The sequence below is a fragment of the Cysteiniphilum marinum genome, assembly GCF_014857925.1.
In the GTDB taxonomy this organism is placed as follows: Bacteria; Pseudomonadota; Gammaproteobacteria; order Francisellales; family Francisellaceae; genus Caedibacter; species Caedibacter marinus.
Genome location: NZ_JACYVZ010000016.1, coordinates 45,455 through 58,093, shown reverse-complemented (window position 1 = coordinate 58,093; position 12,639 = coordinate 45,455). Strand labels below are relative to the sequence as shown.

General features: G+C 37.7%; 15 protein-coding genes, 1 tRNA gene and 1 pseudogene. 9 read left to right on the top strand and 8 right to left on the bottom strand.

Features of this window, described 5'->3' with window-relative positions; translation table 11 throughout:
- Positions 1 to 251: 251 nt before the first annotated feature.
- The 4 genes and pseudogenes from IE867_RS08645 to IE867_RS08630 all read right to left on the bottom strand — a co-directional run bounded on the left by IE867_RS08645 (position 252) and on the right by IE867_RS08630 (position 2,687).
- Complete coding sequence (locus IE867_RS08645) at positions 252 to 464, bottom strand: hypothetical protein (protein WP_117003826.1); 213 nt, start codon at positions 462 to 464, stop codon at positions 252 to 254.
- Between the two features lie 176 nt (positions 465 to 640).
- Positions 641 to 1,669 carry an ABC transporter substrate-binding protein gene (locus tag IE867_RS08640; protein ID WP_192484320.1) on the bottom strand — a complete coding sequence of 343 codons (1,029 nt, stop codon included), beginning with the start codon at positions 1,667 to 1,669 and terminating at the stop codon, positions 641 to 643.
- Positions 1,670 to 1,867: 198 nt separating this feature from the next.
- Positions 1,868 to 1,990, bottom strand: a pseudogene (locus IE867_RS08635) (IS1 family transposase); the annotation flags it as partial.
- A complete protein-coding gene (locus IE867_RS08630; protein WP_192484319.1) occupies positions 1,989 to 2,687 on the bottom strand; it encodes a YggS family pyridoxal phosphate-dependent enzyme in 699 nt (232 codons plus the stop codon). The gene IE867_RS08630 and the pseudogene IE867_RS08635, both read right to left, overlap by 2 nt.
- A 46-nt stretch (positions 2,688 to 2,733) precedes the next feature.
- Between IE867_RS08630 and IE867_RS08625 the strand changes: the two genes are divergently transcribed.
- Positions 2,734 to 3,774 (top strand): type IV pilus twitching motility protein PilT, encoded by a 1,041-nt coding sequence (locus IE867_RS08625; RefSeq protein ID WP_192484318.1) that lies wholly within the window; start codon positions 2,734 to 2,736, stop codon positions 3,772 to 3,774.
- Here the strand turns inward: IE867_RS08625 and IE867_RS08620 are convergent, their stop codons facing one another.
- The gene (locus IE867_RS08620) at positions 3,775 to 5,226 is read right to left on the bottom strand and encodes a potassium transporter TrkG (protein ID WP_192484317.1); all 1,452 of its coding nucleotides are present in this window, start codon (positions 5,224 to 5,226) and stop codon (positions 3,775 to 3,777) included.
- 91 nt (positions 5,227 to 5,317) lie between these two features.
- Between IE867_RS08620 and IE867_RS08615 the strand changes: the two genes are divergently transcribed.
- Together IE867_RS08615 and IE867_RS14975 are read left to right on the top strand one after the other, a co-directional pair.
- Positions 5,318 to 5,500, top strand: coding sequence for a CBU_0585 family protein (locus IE867_RS08615; RefSeq protein WP_151192829.1), 183 nt, complete (start codon positions 5,318 to 5,320; stop codon positions 5,498 to 5,500).
- Positions 5,501 to 5,506: 6 nt separating this feature from the next.
- The gene (locus tag IE867_RS14975) at positions 5,507 to 5,593 is read left to right on the top strand and encodes a prepilin-type N-terminal cleavage/methylation domain-containing protein (RefSeq protein WP_192484322.1); all 87 of its coding nucleotides are present in this window, start codon (positions 5,507 to 5,509) and stop codon (positions 5,591 to 5,593) included.
- 108 nt (positions 5,594 to 5,701) lie between these two features.
- Here IE867_RS14975 and IE867_RS08605 read toward each other — a convergent pair whose 3' ends face one another.
- On the bottom strand, positions 5,702 to 6,271 hold the full coding sequence (locus tag IE867_RS08605; protein ID WP_192484316.1) for a GspH/FimT family protein: 570 nt from the start codon (positions 6,269 to 6,271) through the stop codon (positions 5,702 to 5,704).
- Positions 6,272 to 6,319: 48 nt separating this feature from the next.
- Between IE867_RS08605 and IE867_RS08600 the strand changes: the two genes are divergently transcribed.
- Together IE867_RS08600 and asnS are read left to right on the top strand one after the other, a co-directional pair.
- A tRNA-Lys gene (locus IE867_RS08600) sits at positions 6,320 to 6,395 on the top strand.
- Positions 6,396 to 6,754: 359 nt separating this feature from the next.
- The gene (asnS, locus tag IE867_RS08595) at positions 6,755 to 8,158 is read left to right on the top strand and encodes an asparagine--tRNA ligase (protein ID WP_192484315.1); all 1,404 of its coding nucleotides are present in this window, start codon (positions 6,755 to 6,757) and stop codon (positions 8,156 to 8,158) included.
- 91 nt (positions 8,159 to 8,249) lie between these two features.
- Here asnS and IE867_RS08590 read toward each other — a convergent pair whose 3' ends face one another.
- Both IE867_RS08590 and relB read right to left on the bottom strand, forming a co-directional pair.
- Positions 8,250 to 8,519, bottom strand: a complete 270-nt coding sequence (locus IE867_RS08590) for a type II toxin-antitoxin system RelE family toxin (RefSeq protein WP_192484314.1) — start codon at positions 8,517 to 8,519, stop codon at positions 8,250 to 8,252.
- Entirely contained in the window at positions 8,519 to 8,737 is a 219-nt protein-coding gene (gene relB / locus IE867_RS08585; RefSeq protein WP_203250004.1) for a type II toxin-antitoxin system RelB family antitoxin, read from the bottom strand. The genes IE867_RS08590 and relB overlap by 1 nt, the downstream gene beginning before the upstream one ends.
- A 145-nt stretch (positions 8,738 to 8,882) precedes the next feature.
- Between relB and murJ the strand changes: the two genes are divergently transcribed.
- The 4 genes from murJ (at position 8,883) to ndk (ending at position 12,570) form a co-directional block, all read left to right on the top strand.
- Positions 8,883 to 10,436, top strand: a complete 1,554-nt coding sequence (gene murJ / locus IE867_RS08580) for a murein biosynthesis integral membrane protein MurJ (protein WP_192484312.1) — start codon at positions 8,883 to 8,885, stop codon at positions 10,434 to 10,436.
- A gap of 63 nt (positions 10,437 to 10,499) precedes the next feature.
- Positions 10,500 to 11,573, top strand: a complete 1,074-nt coding sequence (locus tag IE867_RS08575; RefSeq protein WP_192484311.1) for a type IV pilus assembly protein FimV — start codon at positions 10,500 to 10,502, stop codon at positions 11,571 to 11,573.
- A gap of 9 nt (positions 11,574 to 11,582) precedes the next feature.
- On the top strand, positions 11,583 to 12,044 hold the full coding sequence (locus IE867_RS08570) for a hypothetical protein (protein WP_192484310.1): 462 nt from the start codon (positions 11,583 to 11,585) through the stop codon (positions 12,042 to 12,044).
- Between the two features lie 100 nt (positions 12,045 to 12,144).
- A complete protein-coding gene (ndk, locus tag IE867_RS08565; protein ID WP_192484309.1) occupies positions 12,145 to 12,570 on the top strand; it encodes a nucleoside-diphosphate kinase in 426 nt (141 codons plus the stop codon).
- The last annotated feature ends 69 nt before the right edge of the window (positions 12,571 to 12,639 follow it).

Here is a 12,639-nt window from a genome sequence, read left to right as displayed (position 1 = left end):
AGCACATTAAAAAGAAATGGACGATGCCAGTGGCAAACTGGGCAACAACCGTTTCGCAGCTCAACATCTTTTTTCCTGAACGGTTAAAACTTGAGCTTTAGGGTGACACAGTTGAGTGAACAGTCTCAAAAATTACCCAAGAGATCAAAGATGAAGTAACCACTGATTTTATTATCGGACGAATTTCTATCCATGAAAAAAATAGATGGATGCTTGAGAGCAGCCTCTAAATAAAATGATCACACCACTTCTTATAAAGACACTCCTATTTTTTCATCTAATATGTCAACCGATACTAGATGACTAATCAAAAAATCACGTTTTGCACTATAACCAAGTAAAATAGTGACTTTTGAATCTGATAAACTCAACACAATACCTATAAGCTTTTCTCCGCCTTTAGTGTGTAATTCTACTTTTTTATTTTCCATCTTCGCTTTAGCCAAACTTTTAACAATACTCAATTTCCATCTCCTTTTAGGCTTTTTCACCCCAATCTTCTTATAGACGCAGTTGTCAGAGTGGCTCAATACAAATGTTGCAGACTTTTTAAGGTGAGTATTGTATTTATACTTAACAACTCTCTATCTATTGATATAGGTTAAATATAATTACCTAATAAATTTGATAACCATTTACATTATAGATCAGAAACAATATCACTAGACTTAACGTCATTGGGAATTAATCCCTCATTTTCAAAGAACTTTAATTGATCATCAATACTATCCATATTAATCCTCTTATTAGGAGTTAGTCTCATTGCCCCATTTTCAATCATTTTTTCTGCTTCTTGTTGTGATAAATTAGGATAAATATATTTCTTTAAGATAAGCACGATTTCTGATTTTTCTTTTTCAGAACTCATCTGATCAATGAATGCGTGATTATAATCACGAGCACCTTTTTTAATAGCTTTTTTAAATTTCTTAACAATTTTACGTTCATTATCAAGCAATTTTTTTGATGTAAACATTACTGTAATTTGGTAATTTGGAATTATATCAAATATTGTTCCTATAGCTTTTGCCTCATTGTTATCTATCAGTTCATTTCCTATCCCTGATATTATAGTCATAGAAGAAATTGCATTTTTCTTTAATTTTTCTTTAATAGTAGTTACATCATTCAGTACTACTATCGGTAAATTTTTAATTCCCAGACTTTCATAAATTTTATATGCCATGTAATGAAAAGTTGATCCTTTGCTTGTTACTCCAAACAATGTATCATTGTAGTTTTTGAAAGCTTTAATACTATTTAAACCATTTTTATAGGATTCTGTAGAAGATAAAATTAGTTGACTGTTTTTCTCGTCTTCCTTAAGCATGCCTCCAAATATTTTAATACTCTCATTTGCGCCTATGGCATTATTAACAAGCTCAGGAGTTATTGCGGTAATAGCAAAATCAATATCTTTTGAAATTAAAGCATTAGCCATAGAATAAGCACTGTCATAATATTTAAACTTAATCAATAGATTTTCATCATTGAAATAACCTTTCTCATAAGCAATAAAACTAGCTGCATGTGAGGGAAATTTTAAAGCACCTAAAACAATACTTTTTTTATTACTCTCATATTTTTCATCAGAATACGACGGCAAGTAAGCAATCAATAATAATGCCGAAAATACAAAATATATTATTGAACGTAAATATTTAATCATAGTAACTCCTTTAATAGTCAATATATCTTTTAATAGAACAAATTAATTGCCTACATGATTAACTTATATGAATCAATCTTATGCTTATACATAATGTTCAAAAAATAAAGTTTTTATTGTTATTGGTATGCGAATGTATATATACCAACTGATCGGGTGATTTAATGGGTGGAGTGATACTTTAGCATTTTATATGTTTCATCCCCACTCAACTCGATTGATATAAAGACCAATGATCGTATCATGCATTAGCTCAGTTTTTGAAAAACAAATGCTTTTTCTAGCAAGTCGCTTGATTCTGGTTCTAAAAGTCAAAAATTTAACGCGCACCAAAAATAGTGCTTCCTATACGCAGCATCGTGCTGCCTGCAGCAATCGCTGCGGGCATATCACCACTCATGCCCATTGATAACTCTTGCAGATTAAGCTTAAACTTTTGGTTTATATTGTCTTTACATTGAACAAGTTTATCAAAGCTTGCTAACTCTTTATCGTATTCACCAGTATCTTCGAGCATACACATCAAGCCGCAAAGTTTAAGATTAGGACAATATTTCACAATATAGTCAACTAAATACTTAATTGCATCGCTATCATCTAGCATAATGCCTGATTTTTGTGGTTCAAGATCAATATTAATCTGAATTAGTACCTGCATTGTTTTGTTCAATTCAGCGCAGTGACGCTGTAATTTTTGAGCGTATTCAATACTGCTAAGCGTATGCATCCAATCAAAATATTGCGCGATTTTTTTAAGCTTATTTGACTGCAGGCGCCCAATATAATGCCATGTAATATCCTCTGGCAACGCGGGGATCTTGTCAATCGCTTCCTGCACAAAGCTCTCAGCAAAAGTGCGTATACCCGCATTGTAAATCACACGTATCGCCTCAATAGACTGTTTTTTTGATACGGCTAATAGTTGTGGTTTAGTACTATTCTTAGTAGCCAATGACTCAATGCGTTGTTGTAGCTTTGATAAATTTTGTCGCAATTGCACTTCTTGATCATGATTCATCTGCTATAGTCTTAGAGGGTATAGTTAGTAAGAAGGATATCTTAACATGAACCTTACGGAATTATTATCGCTTTGTATTAGCAAAAAGGCATCGGATTTACATCTCTCTAGTGGTGCTAAACCTAAGCTACGCATTGATGGACATATTGAATCTATCAATGATGAGCTATTAACTGAGGAAAACCTTGAGAGCTACTTGCATGAAGTCATGAGCTCGGAGCAATATCAAAATTTTCAAAAAAACTTAGAATATGATTTCTCTGTCCATTTGCCAGAGCTTCACTCACGTTTCAGGGTGAATGCCTTTAAACAAGATCGCGGCAGTGCGCTAGTTTTTCGCGTGATTCCTGAGAGTGTTTACACATTGGATGAGCTTGAAGCACCTGAGATTTTCAAAGAACTGATGCATAAACCACATGGACTGATTGTCGTTACTGGTCCCACAGGCAGTGGTAAGAGTACGACACTTGCCGCAATGATTGATCATATTAACAAAACTGAAAAAGGACATATTATCTCGATTGAAGATCCAATTGAGTTTACCCATAAATCACAGCAATGCCTTATCAATCAACGTGAGGTTAAACGTGATACTTTAAGCTTTAATGCCGCCCTTCGTGCGGCACTGCGTGAGGATCCAGATTATATTCTAGTTGGCGAGATGCGTGATGTTGAAACCATTCGTCTGGCGTTAACTGCCGCTGAAACGGGGCATTTGGTATTTGCCACCTTGCATACCTCATCAGCACCCAAAACCATTGATCGGATTATCAATGCCTTCCCAGGAGATGAGCAGCCAATGATTCGCTCGATGCTTTCTGAGTCTTTACAAGCCGTTATTGCTCAGCGGCTTATTCGTAAAAAAGAAGGCGGACGCATCGCAGCACATGAAGTACTCATTGCTAACACGGCTGTGCGTAACCTTATTCGCGAGAATAAAATTCCTCAGCTTTATAATGTGTTGCAAACCAGTCAAAATAAAGGCATGCAAACCTTAGAGCAGGCATTAACCAAACTCTTTAATCACGGGATGATTGATACTGAAGAGCTTAAAAAATACAACACCATACAACAACCAATGTCCTAATTATCGGCGCCAAAAATCCGGTGTAAATAATACTAAAATGGTAAAGACCTCCAAGCGCCCTAAAAGCATCGCAAAATTCAAGATCCAATGCGCTTCAGTCGGTAAGGTAGCATAATTCACCCCTACTTGCCCAAGACCAGGACCTAAATTTGAGATACTTGCCGCCACCGCTGAAAATGCCGTCACCGAATCAATCCCAACCCCCATCATACATAACCATAAGATCACAAATAAAATAAAATAAGCCGCAACAAAGCCCCAAACACTACTCATGACCGTTTCTGACATGACTTTATTGCCAAATTTCACAGGGAAAACACCCGCAGGATGCACTAAGCGTCGCGCTTCACGAAAGGCTTGTTTTCTTAAGAGTACCGCGCGCACGATCTTAAGTCCGCCCGAGCTTGAACCCGCACATCCACCAATAAGACCAATAACCATTAATAAGATTGGCAAGAATAATGGCCATAGATGGTAATTTGCATCCGCTGTAAAGCCCGTGTTTGACACAAATGATGCAACTTGAAATAAGCCATCCCAAAACGCGCGATCATTGCTCTTCGTTGCATCTTGTGAGATCAATGTTAATACAACAATCACAATCATTGAAAAGGCAAAAAAGATATAAGCGCGAAACTCAGGATCACGCCAATAGACCTTAAGTGATAAACGCTTAAATGCAGTAAAATGCAGTGCAAAGCTTGTTGCACTAACCATCATATAAAAGATACAGATCGAGTAAATCAGCGGCGTTTGACCACTCATTGATGCATCTGTTGGCGCAAAACCACCCGTACCAATTGTTGAATAAGCATAACAGATCGCATTAAACCAATTCATACCGCCAAGTTTGTAACTGATAATACACAGCACAACGAGTAACAGATAAATACCCCACAGTACTTTGGCGGTATCAGCGATTCTTGGGGTTAACTTATTCTCTTTCCATGGACCATTTGCCTCAGCGCGATAAAGCTGCATACCGCCAACACCAAGCATTGGCAGAATTGCCACAGATAAGATAATAATCCCCATACCACCTAGAAGCTGTGTTTGCTGACGATAATACAAGATACTCTTAGGCAATGAATCAAGACCATGAATGACCGTAGCACCCGTCGTCGTAAACCCAGAAATTGATTCAAACACCGCGTCAGAAAAGCTTAAATGCAAACCATTTGACAGCATATAAGGAATCGCACCATAAAACCCAAGCACTGACCAAATGGCAATCACGACAATAAATCCATCTTTAACCGTCAACTGCTTTTTTGACTTAGAGCTAAGTGCCCAAAAGACAACCCCTGAGATCAATGTAATTAAGAAGCTCGATAAAAAAGGTTCGCTATTATGTTCATGATAAACCAAGCTGACGATGATGGGTGTTAACATCGTCAAACTAAAGAACATCAGCAACATGCCTAATACTTTAAAAATAGGGCCTGGGCGCATAAATTTGCCTTACGGTTGTACATGGTATAGGTTTTTGTTAGGCATTCTAGTATAATCGCCAACAAAATAGAAACAACAACTTAGATAAGTTATGTCCATTATTCTTAAAATGCTGCACCTTTTTGACAATAAAAAGCAACGTGAATACGTCAGTAATGCCGGAGATTTTCTTGCCAATTACGATCGTGACTTCCCAACACGCTCACAATCACAAAAAAAAGAAGCGCAAAAGCATCGTAATATTTTTAATCGTAAAACAGACGATCTATTCTAAATCTTAATGACTATTTCAAAAGATATGACACACTATTACAAGGGCTTTTCAGTTATCGAGCTTATGATTGCTTTGGTGATCGGTGTGATTTGATCTGCCCCGTCAATTTGATATGAAATTTAACCTCTTTAAGACTCTTTGTCTGTCTCAAACTATGACCCCAAATATGGGGAGTATTATAAATTGCATTAAGAATTAAAGTTAAGAACAAGTTTGTGAATCACTATAAATATCAAGCCGAACTCTGCCAATCATATTAATCACTACTTCTCGATCATAGCGTCCTGCGCCTTGTCCATCAACAATTGCACAATAACGTAAAGACGTCATCGTAGATGATAATCCACTTGGTCGAAATACCACCGTGTTACCACCTGTGCTTGAGATATACTCTCCCGCAGCAGGTGCCTCAATCGTTGTAATAATGCGGTCAACATCAGTCGACACTCCATCCGAGCTTGTAAATAAAATCAAGCGATTATTACCCCAATTACTTGCTGGCACTGCCGCACACGTAGCACCATCCACACTTGGACACAGAAAGACGTTGACCGCTTCTGACATTGCAGTAATTCGGCCTAACTCTAAAGCCGCTTTAACTTTATCTAAATAAATTTCTGAATTAGCACGCCCAAAGGTGCCAATCATCATAGGCACAGCAACTGCAATAACAATTGCCATTACAACAATAACAACCATCCCTTCGATCAAGCTAAAGCCTAAGCTTCGAGCATATTTATTATTTTCGCTCTTTTTTTTACTTTTTCTCATGTTCATATTGCAATTGACTCCATATTCCCTATAATGTGCCCTGTCTTAGGGTCGTTAGCTCAGTTGGTAGAGCAGTTGGCTTTTAACCAATTGGTCGCAGGTTCGAATCCTGCACGACCCACCATTTATATTATCATCATAATATCTTCACTGATTTTAGTCGACAACAGGCATTGATACAAAGAGAATATCTATTTTTGTTAGCTTTTAGAAAGTGCTATACCGCGCATAAATCATTCAGAGGATTTAAATGTGATTTCCCTGTCAATCTTCATGCCAATTTGCAATCTTGTTCTACCGCTTAAGTGCAAATATCGTTATAATCGCTTGCGAAAAATTGAGTTAAATGAAACATGCCCTCGCCCGTAGGGGCGTATTGCATACGCCCGAGTGTTGCATATGCCCTTTTGCGGCAACCACCTTATGCGATACACAGCAAAAATAGCATGTTAGATAAAAATGAAAATACAGGTAAAAACAAATATGACACAAACACATACCGCAAAAGCGCTATTTACCACACCAAGTCTTATTGGGCAAAAAGTCACCGTTAAAGGCTGGCTAAGAAGCCGTCGCGATTCAAAAGCCGGGCTTTCTTTTCTAGCCATTCACGATGGCTCATGCTTTGATCCCATTCAGGCAATTGTTGAAAGCACACTTGCTAATTACCAATCAGAGATCTTGAGTCTAACTAAAGACTGCGCGCTTGAAGTAACGGGCACACTAGTTGCATCACAAGGCAAAGGACAAAGTGTTGAAATCCAAGCAAATGAGGTCATTGTTCATGGCTGGATTGATAACCCTGAAACCTATCCGGTATCACCTAAGCGCCATACCATGGAACACTTAAGAGAACATGCACATTTACGCGTTCGTACTAACTTGATCGGTGCCGTTTCGCGCATGCGCCATACTTTAGCCAATGCTATTCATAACTTCTTTAATGATGAAGGCTTTTTCTGGGTTAACACACCGATTCTAACTTCAAATGATTGTGAAGGTGCTGGTGAGTTATTTCGCGTTTCAACATTAGATCAGTTAAATTTACCTAAAAACGATCAAGGCAAGATTGATTACACTCAAGACTTTTTTGGTCGTGAGACATTCTTAACCGTTTCTGGACAATTAAATGTTGAAACTTATTGTATGGCGTTATCCAAAGTCTATACCTTTGGCCCAACATTTCGTGCGGAAAACTCAAATACCTCACGCCATTTGGCTGAGTTTTGGATGGTTGAACCTGAGCTTGCTTTTGCTGATCTGAATGATGATGCTGACTTGGCAGAAAAGCTCTTAAAATCAGTGATTAAAACCATTATGCATGAGCGCCAAGATGATCTAAAGTTCTTTGATCAGTTTATGGAAAAAGGCTTGATGGATAAACTAAACTCTGTTGTTAACAATGACTTTATTCGCGTTGAATATACAGATGCCATTGAGATCTTAAAAAGCTGTGGCAAGACATTTGACTATCCGGTTGAGTGGGGCTTGGATCTACAATCTGAACATGAGCGTTTTTTGTGTGAAGAGCATTTCAAATCCCCAGTCGTCTTAATGAACTATCCAAAGGATATCAAAGCCTTTTATATGCGCTTAAATGACGATAATAAAACCGTTGCAGCAATGGATGTATTGGTACCTGGTATTGGCGAGATTATCGGTGGCAGTCAACGTGAAGAACGTCTTGAAATACTTGATAAGCGCATTGCTGAAACCGGTGTTGATGCTGAAGGTTTATATTGGTATCGCGATTTACGCCGCTATGGCACAGTACCACATTGTGGCTTTGGGCTTGGTTTTGAGCGTCTATTGGGCTATATCACTGGTGTGCCGAATATTCGTGATGTGATTCCATTCCCACGCACGCCAGGGAACGCAAAGTTTTAATTCGCTTTAATTCCCTTCTCCGCGCAGCTTAAGCTGCACGAGCGATCCCACAATCCCTTTATTGATTGCAGTTTTGACATTATCAATTTAATTAGCCACGATAAATCTCTCGACGGTGCCCAATGCGCAAAACTAAAACGGTAATTTCTTGATCCTGTATGTCACAAATTAAGCGATAATCGCCTATTCTAAAACGAATATGATTACCAAACGATTTACCAACAAGCGGCTTGCCCAGATCCTGAGGATCACTAGAGGGAATCAACCTCTCATCAATAAATTTAGCGATTCTTTTTTTAACTTGCGAATCCAACCCATTGAATTGTTTTTCTGCTTTTTTGTCAAAAGCGACCCTCCACATTATAAGTTATTTCCCTTTTTTATCGACTCCCATGAGACAACAGAACTACGCCCTGCTTTAAGATCCTCTAATGCTTTCTCAGCGAGATAAATATCTTCTAAATCTTCAATTTTTGACTCAACAGCTTCACGAATGTAGTAAGAGATTGTTCTACCAGTTTCTTTGGCTAGATAAGCCAATCTATCTTGTATTTCTGCATTAAATCTGACATTTGCCATCATGATCACCTCTAGTTTACGTAAGTCACTAAAAAGTATAGAACCATAAAAGACTTTTGGGAATATAACAATACAGTTTTTTTTGACCTCGTAGTCATTACCCCCTACAATCACAGGCAAAAATGCGAAAGCTAATGTTATAAAATTGAACAAGCAAAAAAAGCAAAAAAAGTCTTTATTTAAATCTACTTTTTTACTCAGTGGTATCACACTGATTTCACGTATCTTGGGATTTATTCGCGATATGCTTTTTGCTAAATACTTTGGCGCTACTGCAACAATGGAGGCTTTTTTGGTTGCCTTTCGCGTACCTAATTTTATGCGCCGATTATTTGTCGAAGGCTCACTCACACAAGTGCTCGTGCCAAGTTTAAGCAAACAATCATCTCATAAACGTTTAAATTATTTATTCTCTACCCTGCTCAACATTATTGCCTTAGCAAGCTTTCTAATCTCATTAACAGGTATTATCTTTGCCAGTATTTGGGTGATGATTTTCGCCCCTGGCTTTTATCATGATCAAACGCAATTTGTTCTTGCCAAAGAATTGCTACAAATCATGTCTCTTTATGTGTTTTTCATTTCCATTTCCGCCCTTTTCTCAGCACTTCTGAATCGTTATGAGCATTTTAATATTCCAGCACTCATGCCCTGCATACTAAATATCTGCATGATCAGCTTCATCCTAAGTGCCTCGCATTTTAAAGCACCGATTTATGCCGTTGCTTGGAGTGTATTTATCGCAGGATTCATTCAAAGTATCATTCTATTCATATGTGTACGACGATTAAGTGTTAAACTCACACTGAGTTTGCGCAAACCCAGTTATCATTTAAAGCGCATATTAAAATCACTATTACCCGGTATTCTTGGTGCTTCAGTCGTGCAAATCAGCTTATTGCTTGATACTGTTTTTGCTTCATTTCTAGCCGTTGGCAGCTTGTCATGGCTATATTATCCTGATCGCTTAAATCAGTTTCCTTTAGGGATTTTTGGCATTGCAATTGCCACTACCATCTTGCCGAAATTAAGTAACATTAAAACCTCAGCACATGATTTTAGTCAAATCGTCAACTGGGGGATGAAACTTAGTCTTATCATCACCATTCCTGCAGCCTTTGCAATGAGCGTATTATCCGCACCGATTCTAATTACGCTATTCCAATATGGCAAATTTAGCGCCTTTGATGTCATTCAATCGCAACGCGCTCTTATCAGCTTCGCTATTGGGCTTATTGCTTTCGTACTTATCAAAGTATTTATCTCAGCACTCTACGCTAAAGGACATACCAAAGCGGCATTAAAGATTGGTGTGATTTGCATTATCTGTAATATTCTAAGTAATATTATATTGATCTTAATTCTCAAGACACATCATTTAGGTTATCTAGCATTAGCCATCTCAACAACGATTACCGCAGCTATTAACGCATTGTTATTATATCTCACATTAAAACGTATCACCCATGTGCACCTTGATCTTGCGACATTCACACTTATTATCAAAGCCATTATCGCCGCAAGTATTATGTTTATTGTTTTGTATTACCTTAAACAGGATATAGGTTATTGGTTAGCGCTGAGCTTTAAAAGCCGAGTTCTACATTTATCTATGATCATAGGTATTGGCATCTTTAGTTACTTTGCTTGTTTATTCTTAGTAGGTGCGCGCTTGAAACATATTAAGCTTAGCGTATAGTCATTGCTGCCATTTTCGATTACAATCACGCCTTAGATTGATGACTTATATTAAGGAGAGGCTGTGAAAAAAAGTACCAGACTTTATCTCAAATCACTTATTCTAATGACTGCAGCATTTACTGTGCCAAGCTTTGCGATCACCACCTACACCGTTAAATCCGGTGATTCATTATGGCGCATTGCCAGTAAACACAGTATCTCGGGCATTCCTAACAAAGATATGATTGCTGCAATTAAAGGAATCAATGCCAAAGAAAACCCTTCAATTAATGATAATATTGTTAATATTAATCAGAAGCTTTTAATTCCAAGCACTAAAGCTGAGCTTGAAGATGGTTTAAAACTTTATAACCTAAGGCATACGCAATATCTCACGCCAAAAGCATCGGCACCTGCTCCAGTCAAGACTAAGCCAACGGTTGAAACACCAAATACGACTGCGGCACCAGAGAACCCAAACAACAGTGCACCCACTATTGATCATCAGCAAACCACAGTAATCTCTAGTAACAACACACCTAGCAGCGCTAATAACTCAATAGATAATACCAAAGAAAACACGCAACAGGGTGTTGTTATTCCTACGGCAAATACCAATGATCAATCACAGGATGCCAATGACACACAAACCACCGTCACTACCGAGACAAAAAGTGATGGTAGCAAGTGGTATATTATTCTATTAATTATCATTATTGCCCTGTTGATATGGCGTCGCCGCTATAAACGTAAGTCATCAAGGTCAACTGATGATAAACGTCAATTAAAAGAGCAGTTTTATGCCAAACAGCCTGAGGTCAAAGTTAATATTAGCACACCAGTTAACGCATCAAATGATAAAAAGACCTCCAAGAAAAAATCCAAAGATGAACTTGTGAACCTTCTTAATAAGGCGGATGAATTAATTGAAACGCACGATATAGCTCAGGCTAAAGCACTCTTACAAGAAGCGTTAAATAGCGATGCTAAGAATTTAAATATTCGTCTTAAGATCTTAGCAGTCTACGCTGCTGATGGTGATGAGATCTCATTTAATAGTGAGCGCGATTATTTGGCATCTAATCTTTTACCTTATGATGATAAGCGTTGGCAAGAAATTAACGCACTTTATAATAAATATTTTGGTATTAACTAAGGATAACTAATGGACGAGAAACTACTACAACCAAGTAAGAAAGCTTCTAGTGGCAAACAAACCGTTGCCATTTTAGTGCTACTAATCCTTGCCGGTGTCTTACTGTATATGGCTTTTATTTTCTTTGCTAAGTTTCAGGCTTACAAGAAAATTTCAGAGAACTTAAAAGTTGAGCTGCAAAGCAATTATAATCAATATCTAGCACTTAATCACACCACAGTAAATAATGTTATTCATATGCATAACTATAACTATGCACAAACGATCAAGGCACTTGGTGGTGTGTTTGGCAATATTCAATGCACAACAAAGTACAGCTGTGAGATTAACGGTATTGTTTACCAGTTTGATATCAAAAACCAAGGCAGTAGCGCTCGTATTACAGGTTATCATGCTAATTTGTCTGATGATACGACAAAAGCTGCGGATAATAGTTTTGTCGTGGCGCAAACTTATTCAAAGTATTTTTAAATCCATTTTCATTCTTTGCTGTCAGCTTAATCTTGCATTCCATTCGTTCATTTGTATAATGCCCAAGACTTTTATCAAATAAAAAATAAGGAAAATACACATGGCTATTGAAAGAACTCTTTCGATTATCAAACCTGATGCAGTTGCTAAAAATGTTATTGGTCAAATTTACTCGCGTTTTGAACAAGCAGGCCTTAAAGTGATTGCTGCTAAGATGAAACAACTATCAGCAGCCGAAGCAGGTGAATTCTACGCTGTTCATAAAGAGCGTCCTTTCTACAATGACCTTGTAAAATTCATGAGCTCAGGTCCTGTGGTGATTCAAGTATTAGAAGGTGAAAATGCTATTCTTAAGAATCGTGATTTAATGGGTGCGACAAACCCTAAAGAAGCTGCTGCTGGCACGATTCGTGCTGATTTTGCTGATAGTATTGATGCTAATGCTGTGCATGGTTCAGATGCTGCTGAAACCGCTGCTGTTGAGATCGCTTTCTTCTTCAGTGGTTTGGAAGTTTGCGCGCGTTAATATCTATTGATTAAGTGTAAAATTTATTTTCTCTTCAAAGCTGAAGTAGCTAAAGTTACATTCAAACCT

What these genes read in the sequence shown, in the direction of transcription:
- asnS (WP_192484315.1), top strand. Translation starts at nt 6,755, where the DNA reads ATGACACAAACACATACCGCAAAAGCGCTATTTACCACACCAAGTCTT.
- IE867_RS08615 (WP_151192829.1), top strand. Translation starts at nt 5,318, where the DNA reads ATGTCCATTATTCTTAAAATGCTGCACCTTTTTGACAATAAAAAGCAA.
- IE867_RS14975 (WP_192484322.1), top strand. Translation starts at nt 5,507, where the DNA reads ATGACTATTTCAAAAGATATGACACACTATTACAAGGGCTTTTCAGTT.
- IE867_RS08620 (WP_192484317.1), bottom strand. Translation starts at nt 5,226, where the DNA reads ATGCGCCCAGGCCCTATTTTTAAAGTATTAGGCATGTTGCTGATGTTC.
- IE867_RS08640 (WP_192484320.1), bottom strand. Translation starts at nt 1,669, where the DNA reads ATGATTAAATATTTACGTTCAATAATATATTTTGTATTTTCGGCATTA.
- ndk (WP_192484309.1), top strand. Translation starts at nt 12,145, where the DNA reads ATGGCTATTGAAAGAACTCTTTCGATTATCAAACCTGATGCAGTTGCT.
- relB (WP_203250004.1), bottom strand. Translation starts at nt 8,737, where the DNA reads ATGGCAAATGTCAGATTTAATGCAGAAATACAAGATAGATTGGCTTAT.
- IE867_RS08570 (WP_192484310.1), top strand. Translation starts at nt 11,583, where the DNA reads ATGGACGAGAAACTACTACAACCAAGTAAGAAAGCTTCTAGTGGCAAA.
- IE867_RS08590 (WP_192484314.1), bottom strand. Translation starts at nt 8,519, where the DNA reads ATGTGGAGGGTCGCTTTTGACAAAAAAGCAGAAAAACAATTCAATGGG.
- IE867_RS08625 (WP_192484318.1), top strand. Translation starts at nt 2,734, where the DNA reads ATGAACCTTACGGAATTATTATCGCTTTGTATTAGCAAAAAGGCATCG.
- IE867_RS08630 (WP_192484319.1), bottom strand. Translation starts at nt 2,687, where the DNA reads ATGAATCATGATCAAGAAGTGCAATTGCGACAAAATTTATCAAAGCTA.
- IE867_RS08605 (WP_192484316.1), bottom strand. Translation starts at nt 6,271, where the DNA reads ATGAGAAAAAGTAAAAAAAAGAGCGAAAATAATAAATATGCTCGAAGC.